Origin of the sequence: Saccharopolyspora sp. NPDC000359 (assembly GCF_040300525.1) — a bacterium.
Lineage (GTDB): Bacteria > Actinomycetota > Actinomycetes > Mycobacteriales > Pseudonocardiaceae > Saccharopolyspora.
This window is the reverse complement of the sequence record NZ_JBEPDU010000044.1, coordinates 1-15843: the sequence shown is the minus strand read 5'-3', so window position 1 is coordinate 15843 and position 15843 is coordinate 1. Positions and strand designations below refer to the sequence as shown.

17 protein-coding genes are annotated in these 15843 nt (G+C 70.9%); 5 read left to right on the top strand and 12 right to left on the bottom strand.

The genetic code is table 11. From position 1 onward, the window contains the following. The first annotated feature begins 110 nt into the window (after nt 1-110). The 4 genes from ABT324_RS25255 (at nt 111) to ligD (ending at nt 2802) form a co-directional block, all read left to right on the top strand. Nucleotides 111-620, top strand: coding sequence for a DUF7144 family membrane protein (locus tag ABT324_RS25255; RefSeq protein WP_351182485.1), 510 nt, complete (start codon nt 111-113; stop codon nt 618-620). Between the two features lie 46 nt (nt 621-666). Then, complete coding sequence (locus tag ABT324_RS25250) at nt 667-1344, top strand: MBL fold metallo-hydrolase (protein ID WP_351182482.1); 678 nt, start codon at nt 667-669, stop codon at nt 1342-1344. Further along, nucleotides 1341-1718 carry a DUF4440 domain-containing protein gene (locus ABT324_RS25245; RefSeq protein WP_351182479.1) on the top strand — a complete coding sequence of 126 codons (378 nt, stop codon included), beginning with the start codon at nt 1341-1343 and terminating at the stop codon, nt 1716-1718. The genes ABT324_RS25250 and ABT324_RS25245 overlap by 4 nt, the downstream gene beginning before the upstream one ends. Nucleotides 1719-1803: 85 nt before the next feature. Continuing rightward, entirely contained in the window at nt 1804-2802 is a 999-nt protein-coding gene (gene ligD / locus ABT324_RS25240) for a non-homologous end-joining DNA ligase (RefSeq protein ID WP_351182476.1), read from the top strand. Here the strand turns inward: ligD and ABT324_RS25235 are convergent. The 5 genes from ABT324_RS25235 to ABT324_RS25215 all read right to left on the bottom strand — a co-directional run bounded on the left by ABT324_RS25235 (nt 2799) and on the right by ABT324_RS25215 (nt 7534). Next, nucleotides 2799-3221 carry a DUF2871 domain-containing protein gene (locus ABT324_RS25235; protein ID WP_351182473.1) on the bottom strand — a complete coding sequence of 141 codons (423 nt, stop codon included), beginning with the start codon at nt 3219-3221 and terminating at the stop codon, nt 2799-2801. The genes ligD and ABT324_RS25235 overlap by 4 nt on opposite strands. A 190-nt stretch (nt 3222-3411) precedes the next feature. Continuing rightward, nucleotides 3412-4296, bottom strand: a complete 885-nt coding sequence (gene bla, locus ABT324_RS25230) for a class A beta-lactamase (protein ID WP_502949791.1) — start codon at nt 4294-4296, stop codon at nt 3412-3414. Nucleotides 4297-4477: 181 nt separating this feature from the next. Further along, nucleotides 4478-5368 (bottom strand): serine hydrolase, encoded by an 891-nt coding sequence (locus ABT324_RS25225; protein WP_351182468.1) that lies wholly within the window; start codon nt 5366-5368, stop codon nt 4478-4480. Then, the gene (locus ABT324_RS25220) at nt 5365-6234 is read right to left on the bottom strand and encodes a LysR family transcriptional regulator (RefSeq protein WP_351182465.1); all 870 of its coding nucleotides are present in this window, start codon (nt 6232-6234) and stop codon (nt 5365-5367) included. Before ABT324_RS25220 ends, ABT324_RS25225 begins: the two co-directional genes overlap by 4 nt. 67 nt (nt 6235-6301) lie before the next feature. After that, entirely contained in the window at nt 6302-7534 is a 1233-nt protein-coding gene (locus ABT324_RS25215) for a heparan-alpha-glucosaminide N-acetyltransferase domain-containing protein (protein WP_351182462.1), read from the bottom strand. A gap of 165 nt (nt 7535-7699) precedes the next feature. On the opposite strand from ABT324_RS25215, the gene ABT324_RS25210 reads away from it, so the two are divergent. Next, complete coding sequence (locus ABT324_RS25210; protein WP_351182459.1) at nt 7700-8923, top strand: sensor histidine kinase; 1224 nt, start codon at nt 7700-7702, stop codon at nt 8921-8923. Here the strand turns inward: ABT324_RS25210 and ABT324_RS25205 are convergent. The 7 genes from ABT324_RS25205 to ABT324_RS25175 all read right to left on the bottom strand — a co-directional run. Next, on the bottom strand, nt 8916-10055 hold the full coding sequence (locus tag ABT324_RS25205) for a VanZ family protein (protein ID WP_351182456.1): 1140 nt from the start codon (nt 10053-10055) through the stop codon (nt 8916-8918). The two genes, ABT324_RS25210 and ABT324_RS25205, sit on opposite strands and share 8 nt — an antisense overlap. 106 nt (nt 10056-10161) lie before the next feature. Then, the gene (locus tag ABT324_RS25200) at nt 10162-11151 is read right to left on the bottom strand and encodes a YdcF family protein (RefSeq protein ID WP_351182453.1); all 990 of its coding nucleotides are present in this window, start codon (nt 11149-11151) and stop codon (nt 10162-10164) included. A gap of 50 nt (nt 11152-11201) precedes the next feature. Further along, nucleotides 11202-12482, bottom strand: coding sequence for a PPE domain-containing protein (locus tag ABT324_RS25195; protein ID WP_351182450.1), 1281 nt, complete (start codon nt 12480-12482; stop codon nt 11202-11204). Nucleotides 12483-12519: 37 nt separating this feature from the next. Then, a complete protein-coding gene (locus tag ABT324_RS25190) occupies nt 12520-13044 on the bottom strand; it encodes a DUF3558 domain-containing protein (RefSeq protein ID WP_351182447.1) in 525 nt (174 codons plus the stop codon). 125 nt (nt 13045-13169) lie between these two features. After that, on the bottom strand, nt 13170-13577 hold the full coding sequence (locus tag ABT324_RS25185; RefSeq protein WP_351182444.1) for a hypothetical protein: 408 nt from the start codon (nt 13575-13577) through the stop codon (nt 13170-13172). Between the two features lie 156 nt (nt 13578-13733). Further along, nucleotides 13734-14543 carry an ESX secretion-associated protein EspG gene (locus ABT324_RS25180; protein WP_351182441.1) on the bottom strand — a complete coding sequence of 270 codons (810 nt, stop codon included), beginning with the start codon at nt 14541-14543 and terminating at the stop codon, nt 13734-13736. 248 nt (nt 14544-14791) lie between these two features. Beyond that, nucleotides 14792-15843: Hsp70 family protein (locus ABT324_RS25175; protein ID WP_351182438.1), on the bottom strand; the 1052-nt coding region annotated here is incomplete at its 5' end.

The following is a 15843-nucleotide window of genomic DNA, read 5'->3' as shown; positions in this document are numbered from 1 at the left end:
CGGCCGAACTTCCGGCATGCGGAATGTCGCCCGTCCGGGCTGCGTGATTCGCCCGATCGCGCGACGCTTGCAGCGGAAGTCGGCGAGTTCGCAAGAGGGGGGCGCTCACGATGTCCACTCCGCAGACCGGTCCCGGTTCCGAGCAGCAGCGGGCCGAGACCCAGCAGGCCGAGCAGCAGGCGCAGGCACCCGAGCAGTCGAAGCAGTGGGCGATGACCTCCGCGCCGGAGGGCACCTCGATGTCGGGGTGGTTGGCCTTCGCCGGGTCGCTGATCCTGCTGGTCGGGATCTTCAACGTCATCGACGGGTTGGCCGCGCTGTTCCGCACCGACTACTTCATCGTCGGCGAGGGCCAGCTGCTGGTCTTCAACTTCACCGCGTGGGGCGTGATCTGGCTGGTGCTGGGCGTGCTGCAGGTGGCCACCGGGGTGGGCTGCCTGTACGAGATGACGTGGGCCCGCACCACCGGCATCGTGCTGGCCGCGCTGTGCGCGATCGGGCACCTGGCCTTCCTGGCCGCGTTCCCGCTGTGGTCGCTGCTGGTGATCGCGCTGTCGGTGCTGGTGATCTACGGGCTGGTGGTCCCGGGCAAGCACACCGCCAAGCACACCGCGGCCTGACCGCCGCGCTGATCCACTGCGGAGGGGCAGGCCCTAAGCTCGGTGCGTGGAGTACGAAGCTGAGTACACGGGACACGTCGAGCCCGGCGGGAACCCGGCCCGCCGGGAACTGCCCGCGCTGACCATCACCAAGATCTCGGTCGGCCCGATGGACAACAACGCGTACCTGCTGGTGTGCCGCACCACCGGGGACGCGCTGCTGGTCGACGCCGCCAACGACTCCGAGCGGCTGGCCGACCTACTCGGCCACGACGACCAGCGCCCCCGGCTGCGCACCATCGTCACCACCCACCAGCACGCCGACCACTGGCAGGCGCTGGGTGCGGTGGCGGGCCAGACCGGGTGCTTCACGGTGGCGCACCCGGCCGACGCCCAGGCGCTGCCGGTGCCGCCGGACCGCCTGGTCGAGCACGGCGACACCATCGACGTAGGGGACTCGCAGCTGTCGGTGATCCACCTGCGCGGCCACACGCCCGGCTCGATCGCCCTGCTCTACCGCGACCCGGCGGGCCACCCGCACCTGTTCACCGGCGACTCGCTGTTCCCGGGCGGGGTGGGCAGGACGACCTCCCCGGAGGACTTCCGGTCGCTGGTCGACGACGTGGAGAACCGCGTCTTCGCCGAGCTCCCGGACGACACCTGGTTCTACCCGGGCCACGGTGACGACTCGACCCTGGGCGAGCAGCGCCCGCACCTCGCCGAGTGGCGCGAGCGCGGCTGGTGACCGAGGTCCGCACCGAGGTCCAGCGGCTGCACCGGCTGCTGGCGAACTGGCTCGGCCAGCGCTGCGACCCCGCGGTCCTGGCCGAGCTCCGCGCCGCGCACGCGGACGACTTCACGCTGATCACCACCGACGGCGCGGTGCTGGGCGCGGACCAGCTCTTCGAGGCGCTGTCCGGGGCGGGCGGCTCGGCACCTGGCCTGGCGATCGAGGTGGACGAGGTCACGACGGTCGCCGAGACCACCGACCTCACCGTCGTCCGCTTCCGCGAGACCCACCGCCAAGACGGCGCCACCACGACCCGCCGCACCACTGCGGTCCTCCGCCGCACCCCCACCGGCCTCCGCTGGCACCACGTGCACGAAACAACGGCCTGACCGCCCGCAGAGCGCGCCGCCGAACTCGCTGCGTGGAGGCTGCTGGGGTTCTAGGCTGGCCCGGGAACTGCGGTGGAGGTCGGTCGTGGGTGAATCGGTGGTGCTGGAGTTCGGTGGGACCGAGGTCAAGGTCTCGCACCCGGACAAGGTGTTCTTCCCCGAGCGCGGGGAGACCAAGCTCGACCTGATCCGGTACTACCAGGCCGTGGCCGAGCCGCTGCTGAGCACCCTGCAGGGGCGGCCGCTGCTGCTGGATCGGTACCCGGACGGGGCCGGTGGGAAGTCGTTCTTCCAGAAGCGGGTGCCCGGGTCCGCGCCACCCTGGCTGCGGACCACCCTGGTGTCCACGCCCAACGGGACCACCAGCGACGCGCTGGTGGCCGCCGACCTGGCGCACATCGCCTGGGCGGTCAACCTCGGTTGCCTGGGCTTCCACGTCTGGCCCTACCACGCCGACACCCCGGAGGTCGCCGACGAGCTGCGCATCGACCTCGACCCCTCCCCCGGCGTGACGTTCGCGCAGGTCGTCGAGGCCGCCCAGCTGACCGGGGAGCTGCTCGGCGAGCACGGCATCGAGGCGCAGGTGAAGACCTCCGGCTCGCGGGGCCTGCACATCTACGCCCTGCTGCTGCCGCGGTGGAACAGCTACGAGGTGCGGGCCGCCGCCGTGGCGCTGGCCCGCGAGCTGGAGCGCCGCCACCCCGACCTGGTCACCGCCAAGTGGTGGAAGGAGGAGCGGGGGGCGCGGGTGTTCGTCGACTACAACCAGAACGCCCCGCACAAAACCGTCTTCGGCGCGTGGTGCGTGCGCCCGCGGGTGGGCGCCCAGGTGTCCGCGCCGATCTCGTGGGACGAGGTGGCCACCGTCGAACCCGACTCGCTGACCATCGCCACGGTCCCGGGTCGGCTCGCCGAGCGCGGCGACCCGTGGGCCGACCGGCAGCCGCAGTCGATCGAACCGCTGCTGGAGCAGTCGGCGCGGGACATGGCAGCCGGGCTGCAGGACGCGCCGTGGCCGCCGGTCTACCCGAAGCAGCCCAACGAACCACCGCGCGTCGCACCCAGCCGCGCCAAGCGGGACTAGCCCGCCGCCACGTCGCGCCGCCCCGGCAGCACCTTGCGCAACCCGAGGAACAGGTGCACCAGGCCGAGCGTCACCAGGATGTGGCCGAGTCCGGCGATGCCCGAGATCGCCGCCGAGCTCGCCACGCCGAACACCGTCATCGTCCCGTGGACCGCCATCATCGCAGCGGTCAGCGCCAGGCCCGCGTTGTAGAACCAGAAGAACAACGTGAACAGCCGGTTCCCGGACAGCCCGAACGCCTTGTCCAGCGCCAGCACCACCAGGAAGAACAGCATGCCCAGCGCGAGCAGGTGGGTGTGCAGCCCCGCCAGCTGGGTGTCGCCGGTGAACTCCTGGACCTTGGTCAGCTCGCGGTAGTACATCCCGGCCGCCAGCCCGAGGACCATGTAGACCAACGCCGCCCAGTAGAGCTTCTTCATCGCCGATGTGCTTCCTTCCCTGCGGTCACCGTCTCCAGGTCCCACTGTTCCCGCGGGCGCGGGCGCGCACATCGCTCCGAGGATCGGTTGCCGCGCACCGGAAGCCGCACCACAGGATCAACCGTTCGATCGATGCGCGGGCAGGGCTCGCCGTGGCAGCACCACGGCGAGCACTCCGTCCACAGCTGGCTCAGCGCAGGTGCGCGGCGACCACCCGGGCCGCGTCAGCGATCAGCTCGTCGCGGCCCTCGTCGTCCTGCCGCGGCCTGCTGCTCAGGGCCGCGATGACGATCGGGGTGCCGTCCTCGGTCCAGGTGGCACCGACGTCGTTGCGGGTGCCGTACTCGCCCGAGCCGGTTTTCTCCCCGGTGCGCCAGGTCGGCGGCAGCCCGGCGCGCAGGGCCTTGTCACCGGTCGTGTTGGCGACGAGCCAGGCGGTCAGCTGCTCCCGCTCCGGTGCCGCGAGCGCGTCACCGACCACCAGCGCCCGGTAGCCCGTGGCGAGTCCGGCCGGGGTGGAGGTGTCCCGCTCGTCACCCGGGATCGCGGTGCCCAGCTCGGCTTCCCACCGGTCCAGCCGGGTGGTCGGGTCGCCGATGGAGCGGGCGAACGGTGCGATCGACGCCGGGCCGCCGCGTTCGCGCAGCAGCAGGTTTGCCGCGGTGTTGTCGCTGACCGTCATGGTCGCCTCGCACAGGGCGCGGACCGTCATGCCGGTGTCCACGTGCTGCTCGGTCACCGGGGAGTAGCTCACCAGGTCGTCCCGCGTGTAGCGGATGATCTTGTCGAAGTAGTCGCTGGAGGCACCGTGGTCGCGCAGCAGGGCCGCGACCGCGTAGGTCTTGAAGGTGGAGCACAGCGCGAACCGCTCGTCGGGGCGGTTCACCAGCGTCCGGCCGGTGCGGACGTTGATCGCGTACAGGCCCAGGCGGGCGTCGTGGCGGCGCTCCAGCTCGGCCAGGTCGGGGCCGGGCGAGGCGGGGGCGGGCGGCGGAGCCCCCTGGCTGGTGCCGCACGCCACCAGCGCCGGAACAGCCAGCAGCGCCCCCAGGACAGCGCGTCGCCCAAGTCGGATGTCGTTGTGCCGCAAGTACTTCTCCGTTCCAATCCCACGACCGGAGGTCCGGTCGGGACCAATCAAGCAGCACTCGTGCGATCGCGCCAATCCGCAGCCGACGGCACGGCGATAGCGGTTCGATATGACCGCAGCGCCCGGCCGGTCCCACATGTCCGGTTCCGAGCGGAGAAAGTTTTCCTCACAGCCGCCCGGAGCGCAGGTCGTTGACGGCGAGCCAGGCGCACTCCCCGATCGCCGAGTCCACGCGCGGCAGCGCCGAGTCGGCTCGCGCGGCGAGGGTGAACACCGCCACCGCGACCGGCTCCTCGCCCTCGAACTGCACCACCGACACCTCGTTGCGCACCGCGCCGACGGTGCCGGTCTTGCCCGCCACCCGCACGCCCTGGAACGGGAACCCGGACCGCACCCGGTGCATCCAGACCTGGTGGCCCATCAACCGCCGGATGAGCGCGCACTGCTGCGGCGAGGCGACGGCGTCGGACCAGATCAGCTCGAGCAGCCGGGTCATGTCGCGCGGCGTGGTGGCGCTCGCGTAGGCCGGGTCGTACTCGCTGACGGTGCGCGCGGCGTCGTTGTTGCTGAGCAGCTCGAAGGCTTCAGCCGCGGTGGTGGCACCCAGGTCGCGGACCAGCGAGGCGTGCTGGTCGACGACGCCCCCGACGACCCGGGTGCGCGAGAGCCCCAGGTCCTCGAGCACCTCGGCGACGGCGTCCAGGCCCACGGCACCGAGGATGACGTCGGCGGCGGCGTTGTCGGACACCGCCATCATCGAGGCGGCCAGGTCGCGCCAGGACACCGTCACCGGGTCGAGGAACGTGGAGAAGCCGCTCGGCCCGGGGGTGCAGGACGTCGGGTCGATCCGCACCGCGGCGCGCGGGTCGATCCGACCGGCGTCGAACGCCCGGCACAGCGCCACCAGCAGCGGCAGCTTGTAGACCGAGGCGGGGACCACCAGCTCGTCCGCGCCGACGCAGATCTCCCGCCCGCCGCCGAACTGCGTCGCGTGCACCCAACCCTCCGCACCGGCGTCGGCCAGCACCTCGCGGATGCGCCGCTCCACCGGGCTCACCGGGCACCCCGCAGGGACGCCTCGAACGCGGCGACCACGTCGTCGGCCGCCGACTCCTGCCAGACCAGCCGCACCCGCAGCGCGAGGTCGTCCCCGGCCGGTGCGCGGACCACGCCCGGTCCGTCCAGGTCCGGATCGGTGGTCAGGGCGAACGCCCGCCCCGCGGCGACCGCGGTGATGGCGTCGCGGTCGCCGGGCGCGGGCACGAAGTCCGGGTCCAGGCCCTTGGCCCGCAGGGTGTCCACGAGCAGGTCGAACGCGGCCGTGCCGTGGTTGCGCGGAGCTGTCGCGCAGGCCAGGCCGCGCAGGGCACGCAGCGACGGCTTGCGGTCGGCCGCGTGCTCAGCCGGGACCAGCAGCCAGCGCGGGATCTTCAGGACCGGGCCGGACGTCAGCGCGCCGATCAGCGCCGGGTGGTGCACCGCCGCGCAGTCGAGCCGACCGGCGGCGACCGATTCGACCAGGTCGGTGGTCGAGGCCGTCGTGGTGATCACGGTGCGGGCCGCCGGGTCCGGTGCTGCCGCGCGCACCGCGGCCGTGCTGGCCGCGACCTGCCGGTCGCTGAGCGCCGGGATGACGCCGATGCGCACCGCGCCGCGGTTCTCCCGCTGCCGCCGCGCTTCCTCCTCGAACTGCTCGGCGCCGTCCAGCAGCGCCCGCGCCCGGGGCAGCAGCTCGGCCCCGGCGGTGGTCAGCCGCACCCCCCGCGAACCCCGGGTGAGCAGGGTGACCCCGAGCTTGGTCTCCAACCGCTGCACGCCCTGCGAGACCGGCGGCTGGGTCATGCCGAGGCGGTCGGCCGCGTGCCCGAAGTGCCCCTCCTCGGCGACCGCCACGAACAACCGGAGATGGCGAAGCAAGTCCACGCGCCGATCCAACCACCGCCGGTGGGCGTCGACCTCGCCGACGCCCACCGGCCCGCCCCACCGCAGGTCAGCGGGCGACCACGTCGGCCGCCTTGGTCGAGGTCCAGTGCAGAACCCGCTCCAGCGGCCCGCGGCCGAGCAGCGGCCGCCACAGCCCGCAGAGCACCAGCGAGCCCAGCGCCAGGACGAGCAGCGGCAGCCACGGCTGCTCGCCGAGCCCGGTCACCACCGGCTCCAGCAGCAGGCCCTGCACCGAGTACACGGTCAGGGCCAGTGCGCCGACCGCCGCCAGCGGGGCCAGCAGCGTGCGCAGGAAGTCCCCGGCGAACAGGCACAGCGCCAGCACCGCGAGGGCCGCGCCGGTCGAAGCGACGACCTCGAACGGCGTCCCGCTGTGCGGGCCGTTGATCAGCAGCATCGCCGGGGTGGTCGTGGGCACGACGCCGAAGCCGAACATCTGCAGCAGTTCGAGCGGTTCCTTGCCGATCTCCGCGGCGATCGGCTCCAGGTTGGCCAGCACCGGCTCCAGTGCCCGGACACCACCGAAGACGTGCAGGGCCAGCCACGAGCCGACCGTGCCGAGCACGGCCAGCACGACACCGCTGACCAGCAGCTTCACCCGCACCGCGGTGGCCCGCAGGTCCAACCGGCCGACGGCCAGCCCGGTCAGGACGAACGGCATCCAGGTCAGCACCGGGTAGGCGCCGTCGAGCAGCAGCCGCTGGAAACCGGCGACGGCCGCGTCCCACGAGGTGAGGTCGCTGAACGCCAGCGCGCCACCGGCGGTGTCCCCGCTGCTGATCGCGCCGCGGATCAGGAAGGAGGCGACCGGCCCGGCGACCGCCCACACCGCGGCGAGGACCAGCAGCACCGCGGGCCGCAGGCGCAGGAACGGCAGGGTCAGCAGGAAGTAGAGCGCGTAGAAGGAGAGGATCACCATCATCGGGGTGCCCAGTTGGGTCAGCGCCATGCCGAGCACGAAGAGCAGGGCCGCGCGCACCGCGATCCGCACCCGGTCCCGGCGCAGCGCCATGCCCTCGTGCGGGCGGCTGCCCCCGGTCAGCAGCGCCAGCGACACCCCGGCCAGGGTGGCGAACAGGATCGAGGCGTGCCCGTCGGAGAGCGTCGCCAGGACCTCCGCGGCACCCCCGGCGTTCATGCTGAGCACCGCCGGACCGGCGTGCGCGACGAACATGCCCAGCACCGCCAATCCCCTGGCGATGTCGACGCCGTGGAGGCGGGTGCGGGCGGGCGCTGCGGGAATCCGTTCGGTGGGCGGGCTTTCGCTCGTGTGAACCATGCCGCGACGGTATGGCGGGCGGCGCTGCGCGGGCGTCGCACTGCGGTCCGATTCGACGATCATCCGCCAGGCGCACGGGAGATCACGCACGCCCGAGCCCGTCATACCCCAGGCGTACAACCCGGGGTCAATCCGGTGCGACACCCGTTGCCATAGGCTCGCGGCGTGGCAACCGAGAAGCTGAGCACGTCCTCGCCGAGCACCCCCGAACCGGACGAAGCCCCCTTCGTCGGGACGCGGCCGTCCTGGCTCGCGGGCGTGCCCCGGTGGGTGCTGCTGGCCGTGGTCAGCGCGGTCACCTTCGGGCTCTCCGCGCTGAGCATCGTGCAGAACAACCCGGACTTCGGGGACGCGCTGCCGCTGCTGGCCGGGGCGCTCCTCGCCGCGCTCGCGCTGTTCGGCATGCGCCGGTACCCGGTTGTCGTGCTCCTCGCCGTCACTGTCGCGCATGTGCTGGTCTCGATGTCGTTCGCGCTGTTCCCCGCGCTGTACGCGCTGGGCGCTTACGGGCGGCGGGGCTGGCACGTCTGGAGCGTGGCGACGCTGGCCGTCCTGGTGGAGGTCGGCTGGTCGATCGGCGAGTTCCGCCCGGATCTGGACGTGCTCGTCACCGGGGTCGTGATCCGGGCGCTCATCCTGCTCTTCCCCGTCGTCGTCGGCCGCTACATGGCCGGTCGCCGCGCGAGGCTGGTGCACTGGGTGGAGCGGGCCGAGCGCGCCGAGCGCGAGCGGGCCCTGATCGCCGAGCGCACGCGCAGCGAGGAGCGGGCCCGCATCGCCCGCGAGATGCACGATTCCGTTGCGCACCAGGTGAGCCTGGTCGTGGTGCACGCCGGGGCGCTGGAGATGGTGGCGAAGGCCGACCCGGAGAAGGCGGCCAGCGCGGCGGCGACCATCCAGCAGGTGGGCCGCGGCGCGCTGGACGAGCTGCGGCAGATGATCGGTGTGCTGCGCGCCAACCCCGGCGACGAGACGCCGGAACCGCCGCAGCCGAAGCTCAAGGACCTCGAAGCGCTCGTGTCGGCCTCCCGCGAGGCCGGGCTCGACGTCGAGCTGGCCCTCACCGGCGACCGCCGCGACCTGTCCGACCAGGTGGAGCGCGCCGCCTACCGGGTCGTGCAGGAGGCTTTGACCAACGTCCACAAGCACGCCGGGGGCGCGCGGGCCACCGTCGCGCTGGACTACGGGCCGAAGCAGCTCGCGGTCTCGATCCGCAACGGCCGCCCGGCCGCGGGCTTCCAGCGCAGCCTGCCCAGCGGCGGGCAGGGCCTGATCGGGCTGGCCGAGCGGGTGCAGCTGGCCGGTGGTGAGATCAGCTCCGGCCAGCTGCCCGACGGCGGTTTCGAGGTGTCGGCGACGCTGCCCGCCCAGCCCCGCGACCTCAGCTGAGGACCGCGGTCCGCTCGACGGCGCGGGAGTCGGTCAACCGCAGCCCGGTCATCGCGTAGGACAGCCCGCGGCGCCCGGCCGTGGCGAACAGGGCGATGAGCGAGGCCAGCCCCAGCACGGACGCGAGCAGCGACAGCGCGCTGAGCTCGGGCAACGTGCCCAGCTGCGACAGCAGCACGTAGCCACCGACACCGAGCAGGCTGCGGAGCACGCGCATCCCAGGCCCAGCCGGGCGCCCGTCCCGCCCCACCGCCTGCAACCGGACGATGCGCTGCCCGAGGCTGGGGGCCTTGCCCACCACCGGCACGACGACCGCCAGCAGGAACCACGGCAACAACGGTGCCAGCGCGTTGACCTCGGCGTAGCCGGCCAGCTCGGCAGGCGCGACGGTGCCCATGACCAACTGGCCGTGCACCAGGAGGAGCAGCAAGTTGCCGACGGTGACGAACAGCGCGCCCGAGAGCTGGTGCGCCATCAGGTCGCAGATCATCGCCAGCAGCCGCCGCGACTTGGTGACCGGCCGCGGCTCACCGGGGTCGACGACGAGGCGCTGGCCTGGCACGGCGCGCAGCACCGGCGCGGCGAGCGCGCCCAGCAACCCGCCCAGCCCGTTGGCGATCAGGTCGTCGACGTCGAACAGCCGGTACGCGCACGGGTAGAGGAACCAGATGCCGGTGCCCTGCGTCACCTCGATCAGCAGCGAGACGCCCACGCCGATCGCGGTGGTGGCCAGCACACCGCGCCGGAACATGTACCGCACGAACATGCCCAGCGGCACGAACAGCGCGACGTTCATCAGCACCTGGGTCAGCGCCGGGTTGCGCAGCGTGGCCGCGATCCCGGTGCCGATCGCCTCCTTCTCCATGTCGGCGAGGAAGGCGAACGGAGTCCACTGTGGACCACTGGTGCCGTGGACCGCGCAGAAGTCCGGCCCCAGCTGGGGCATCGGCAGCAGCACGTAGGCGACCAGCGCGAGGCTGTAGACGAGCCCGCCCAGGGCTAACGCGGCGTTGCCCATGCCGAGTTCGCCGCGTCTGCGGTACTGCCGCGCGACGTACGGGACGAACAGGGCGAACGCCAGCAGTCCGCCTAGGACGATCGCCACCATGGCCGGGATCAACCGCGTGCTCAAAACTCCCCTATTCCACGAAGGAAGAACAGCGCGGGGGCGGCAGCTCCGCACGCCCCCCGCGAACGGACCCGGCGATCTTAACCGCCCGCGGCTCCTGGCCCGCGGATCAGCCCGAGAGACCACCGAGGAACAGCAGCACGCAGATGCCACCGTTGATCACCTTGTGGGACAGGAAGATCGCCACGAACTCGCGGATCGTCGCGCTCGGCCAGTAGTAGCGAGCGGTCGGCGAGCCGATCACCTGGCCGTTGACCTTCTCCGCGCGGGCGATGCGCGCGGCGCGCATCACGTGGAAGTTGTTGGTCACCACCACGCAGCGGGGGTCCGGCTTGACCTGCGCCATGACCGCCTTGCTGAACCGCAGGTTCTGCTCGGTGGTGCGCGACTGGTCCTCCACCAGGACCTGCTCAGCGGGCACGCCCTTCTCGATCAAGTAGTCGGCCATGGCGCGCGCCTCGGGCAGGTCCTCGCCCGGCCCCTGCCCACCCGAGGTCACCAGCAGCGGCTGCCGCCCCTTCGCGCGCTGGGCCTCGAACACCGCGCGCCCCCGGTCCAGGCGGCTGGCCAGCAGCGGCGGCACCCGGGAACCGATCAGGCCGGAACCGAGCACCACGATGAAGTCGACGTTGGTCCGGTGCGGGAACCTGCCGTACACGAAGGAGTAGAGCAGGAAGCACACGAACACGAACGACACGTAGAACAGCACGCTGGTGGTGGACCGCACGAACATCACGAGCGGCTCCCACGGGTGGAAGGCGGCCACGAAGGTCAGCGCGATCATCCCGATGATCCCGAGCCCAGCGCCCAGCGACAGCAGGTTGGCCACCCGCCTGCCCTCGCGGCGCAGCATGGTGATCCCGTTGGCGATCAGGAACCCGGCCAGCACCAGCACGAAGACCGGCACCAGGAACACCATCGCCGCGAGGATCAGCACAGCCGCGGTCTCCGACACCCTGGCCAGCTCGAACAGCAGCCCGGCGATCACGAACATCAAGCAGAAGAACAGGTAGACACCGTTGCGCACCCGGCGGCGGTCGCGGAGGAAGCTGATCGCGAAGACGAGGAGCAGCGCAGCGGCGATCACGAGGAAGAGCACCGCCAGAGGCTAACTGACCGGTGATCACCCCGGGGCCAGCACGGCGCGGACTACCTCTCCTCCGGTGGTCGCGGCGGCTTGCCCCGCAGCGCCTCGGCCTCCCAGTCCCCGAACACCGGCGGCGCGACCTTGGGGATCTCCAAGTCCTCCCAAGCGTCCCGACCGCCCTTGACGAACTTGCGACCGTGCTCCTTGTCCTCCTCCTTCTGCCGCCCACCGGCCGCGGGAGCCCCCGCCGCACCGGGACCGGACGTCGACCCGCGCCCAGGCGGGCTGGGCGGGGAGCTCGACCCCTGCCCTGGCGCGCCTAACCCGCTGCCGGTGCGCCCGCCACCGCCGGGGGTACCCGGGCTGCTGCGACCCGTGCCGGGACCACCGCCGCGCCCAGTCCCCGGCACGCCCGGAGGCGTCGCCCCGGACCGACCACCCGGCGGCATGACCACGCCGCCGACGACCCCACCACCTGCACCACCGGGCGTCGGAGCTGGCGCGGTCCCGCCAACGGCGGGAGTGCCACTCGCGGCAGGAGCCACCCACGCCGAGTCAGACTCAGCCGGGGACTCCGGAGCCACCTCAGCGTCCGGAGCCTGCTCGCCCGGAGGTGTCGGCGCCACCGGAGGCGGCGGGGTGGGCTCGACCGAAGGCGGCGGTGTCACAGGACGCGGCACCTCGGGCACGGCCTGGGCATCCCCAGTACCGGTCTTGCTGCTCAGCGGCTCCACCTTGCCCACCGGAGTCGTCTCCGCCGGAGCCACGTCCGCGGTGAACGTCGGCGGCGGCGGGAAGGGCTTCATCCCGTCGATGCGTTCATTGCTGCTCCGGACGTAGTCCTCGTACAGCTGTCGAGCGCGAGCCTCGACCTCGTCGTGCCGATCCTCGTGGGAGGCCCGAATTCCGGATTTCACCGCGAACGCAGCGGGGTTGACGTAGTCAGCCCAACCAATGTTGCTCGCCGGCAACGGGTACGGCTCCGGAAAAGCGTGCTTGAAATCCGCTGATGCCTGCGCCTGGAGATCGAGCGCATCACCCCCTCGCGCAGCGATCTCGATCGCTTCCTGGGTGGCTTGCGCCAGCGGGGTGACTGCGTCTCGCGCCTGGTCTGCCGCACCTCCCTGCATCAAGACCTCGGAGTCCTTCAAAACTCGTTCCAGCGCCGAATTGGCGTCGTCGAAGGCGCTCTTCACCTTCTCCTTCCACTCGCTCGCCGCAGCCGACAGTGGTTCGACCCCCGGCCCGCCCTCGACCTCGGCATAGACCTTCGGGTGGTCGAACGCCATCTGCGCCTGCCCAGTTACCTCGCGCTTGCCGAAAACCCAGTCGAACGCCCCCATCGCAACCCCGTTTCCTGTTTCCCGCGATTGCTCCTGCTCACGCAGGAGGCAGGTTCGCCAGCACCATTTCCGCGATCTTGTCGGACACCACGCACGGGTTCGCGTACTCCGGGTTGTTCCGCCCCTCGGAGCCCGCTTGGAAGCTGACCAGCACGAGCTCGGTGTCCGAAGTGCCAACGAAGGTGCCACATGAACCACTGCTGATTCCGTAGTGCAGCGCTGGGTACCCGGCGACCGCTGCCGTTGGCTCACCATCGGCAACCACCTTCGCCGTGTACCTCAACCCTTGCCCCTGCACGGTGTCCGGAGAAATGCTGACCGTGAGCTGCTGGTTCCTCCAGCGGCACGCCTGCTGTCCCCATGGCGTCGGCTCGGGCACCCCTGCAGGCAATGAAGCCAGCTGGTCCCGCTGCTGCGGACTCAACAGCTGGCAAGGATCACTGATGGCCCTGAGGTTCTTCGGCCGCTCGATGCGGAACGGATCATTCGCCACCGGCGCCGGTTGTCCCGGTATGGTCCGCTCCGAGCCCCCCAACGCAGCTACGACGAACCACGTGGCCACCCCGAGCGCGCCAGCTCCGATGATCAGGACCAGCGCTAGAAGCGGGCCGCGAGAGCGGGCACCGGAGGGCTGCACCTGCGGCGGCGTTGTTGATGGCTGCAAACCTCCAGGCTCACCGTGGGGGTTCACGCCATGCTGCTTTCTTCGTCGATGCGCTGGTAGTCCTCGATGGCACGCCGCACCGCGTCCTTGAACGCATCGACCCAGTCCATCAGGCTTTGCGCGAACTCGAACAGGTTGCCCTCGCCGCCCTGGGCCCTGGCGCAAATCCTCTTGATCACGTCGATCGTGGCATCGTCCTTGAACGGGGCTGCCACGCCCGAGAGCCGCAACGCCTCGTCTCGCGCGAATTGGTACTTGGCGTGAACCTCGTCCAGTCCGGTAAGGACCTTCGGCAACTGATCCGGCTGGATGTGGAAGGTTTGCGGCCCGGTCATGATCAACGCCGCACCTGTGAGCGGGTGGAACGGGGTCAGCGCCGTTCCGGCAGCGAGCATTGCTGCTCGAGGTTGCGGCGGCATCCGGTCGTTCACACCTGATCGCCCCCCAAGAATGGGCTCCGACGACAACTGGTATCGTCATACCAAGTCATGCTGCGAGCTGACGCATATTTTTACCCAGCTGCAACACAATTCCTCCGATAGCAGCAGATAGATCTGCCGCGTTCGGGTGTAAAATTCTCGTTTTGCTCACGCGCGGGACTCATCGTGGTAGGAGCGCAACGAATCTGCGATCAGGTCCGCCTCCCCCGGAGTCACCAGAACTTCTACGCCGTCCGGCGGTTGTGGGATTTGCGCGACCCTTCCCGTGGAATTGTGATGCACGGTCACCGCCCAGGGGGCGACGCGGTTCCGCCCGTGGGCACCCCTGCTCACCACGTTGAACTGGCCGATCACGCGGTCGGCCAGGTTCACGAGTCCGCCCACCTCGAGCGCGTCATCTCGGCTAATGCCTGCCTGGCCCAGTTCGTAGGCTATCCAGTCGCCTTGGTCGGCCTTGTGGTTCTCCGCTTCCAGGGCTGCTGCTGCCAGGACTTCCGCCGGCACCAGGACACCTCGGCCGTTGGCCGGGTTGGCGTCCGGGAGACACTCCACCACCGAGCGCTCCGCGGCGCTCGCCGCCACTTCGTCGATCCACACCTCCTCGCCCCGCATGATGATGCGGAAGGCCAGGTTGCTGACCGCCGCCATGGCGCGGGTTTCCGGCTGACCCGGCTCGGTCAGGTACAGGTACGTCAGGGAGTGGCCGTGGACCAGGGCGGAGACGATCTCGTACCACTCGTCGTTCAGGCGGCCGTGGTCGATCCAGCCCTTGGCGCGCACGCTGTCCTCGGCGGCTTCCAGCACCGCATTCGGGTCCGCTGGCTGGTCCAGCCCGCTGTCGCGGGAGGTGAGGAACGCCGGGATGTCGAACCTGCCGGGAGCCGTGGCCGCCCCGGCGTCGTGGCGTGCCTTCTCGTGCCGGACGATCGCGCCGAATTCCCAGTAGCTGCATTCCACCCCAGACCTCGCAATGCCGCACGCACGGATCTTTCGAGGACCTTCGAGGTTAGCCAGGCAGCACCGCTGGGGCAGACCACTCGCGGGCAATCACCGGAACAGACCAGCGTGTCCACAGTAGACCAAGTTGATTCCCGGGAACGACGGGAGCACCACTCGCTGGTACCCCGTTCGGCCGCCGCGAAGTATTCTCACGAATTCCTCGCGGAATATTCCGAGAATTGTGCCCGGAAGTGCGAACGCGCTGGTCACTCCTTCTTCTGGTCGTCCTCGTCCACGATCTCGGCGTCCACGACGTCGTCCTCCGCGGAACCCGCCCCCTCCGCACCGGCTTCCGGCGGCGCCTCCCTGCTGTACATCGCTTGGCCGATGGCCTGCGACGCGGTCGCCAGGTGGTCGACCGCCGTTCGGATGCGTTCCACGTCGTCGCCCTTGAGCGCCTCGTTGACGTCCTTGATCGCCTCCTGCACCTGGGTGCGGGTGTCGGCCGGGATCTTGTCCGCGTTGTCGGTGAGCACCTTCTCGGTCTGGTAAACCATGGTCTCGGCCTGGTTGCGGGTCTCGGCCTCCTCGCGGCGCTTCTTGTCCTCCTCCGCGTGGGCCTCGGCGTCCTTGACCATCCGGTCGATGTCGTCCTTCGGCAACGCCGAACCGCCGCTGATCTTGATGGACTGCTCGCGCCCGGTGCCGAGGTCCTTGGCGGAGACGTGCACGATGCCGTTGGCGTCGATGTCGAAGGTGACCTCGATCTGCGGCATGCCGCGCGGCGCCGGGGGCAGCCCGGTCAGCTCGAACGAGCCGAGCTTCTTGTTGTGCGCGGCGATCTCGCGCTCGCCCTGGAAGACCTGGATCTGCACCGACGGCTGGTTGTCCTCGGCGGTGGTGAAGGTCTCGGAGCGCTTGGTCGGGATCGTGGTGTTGCGCTCGATCAGCTTGGTCATGATGCCGCCCTTGGTCTCGATGCCCAGGGACAGCGGGGTGACGTCGAGCAGCAGGACGTCCTTGACCTCACCGCGCAGCACACCGGCCTGCAGGCACGCGCCGACCGCGACGACCTCGTCCGGGTTCACGCCCTTGTTCGGCTCCTTGCCGTCGGTGAGCTCGCGGACCAGGTCGGTCACCGCGGGCATCCGCGTCGCACCGCCCACCAGCACGACGTGGTTGATGTCGCCCACCTTGATCCCGGCGTCGCGGATCGCGTTGCTGAACGGCTTGCGGCAGCGCTCGAGCAGGTCGGAGGTGATCCGCTGGAACTCGGCGCGGGACAGCGTCTCGTCCAGGAACAGCGGGTTCTTGTCCG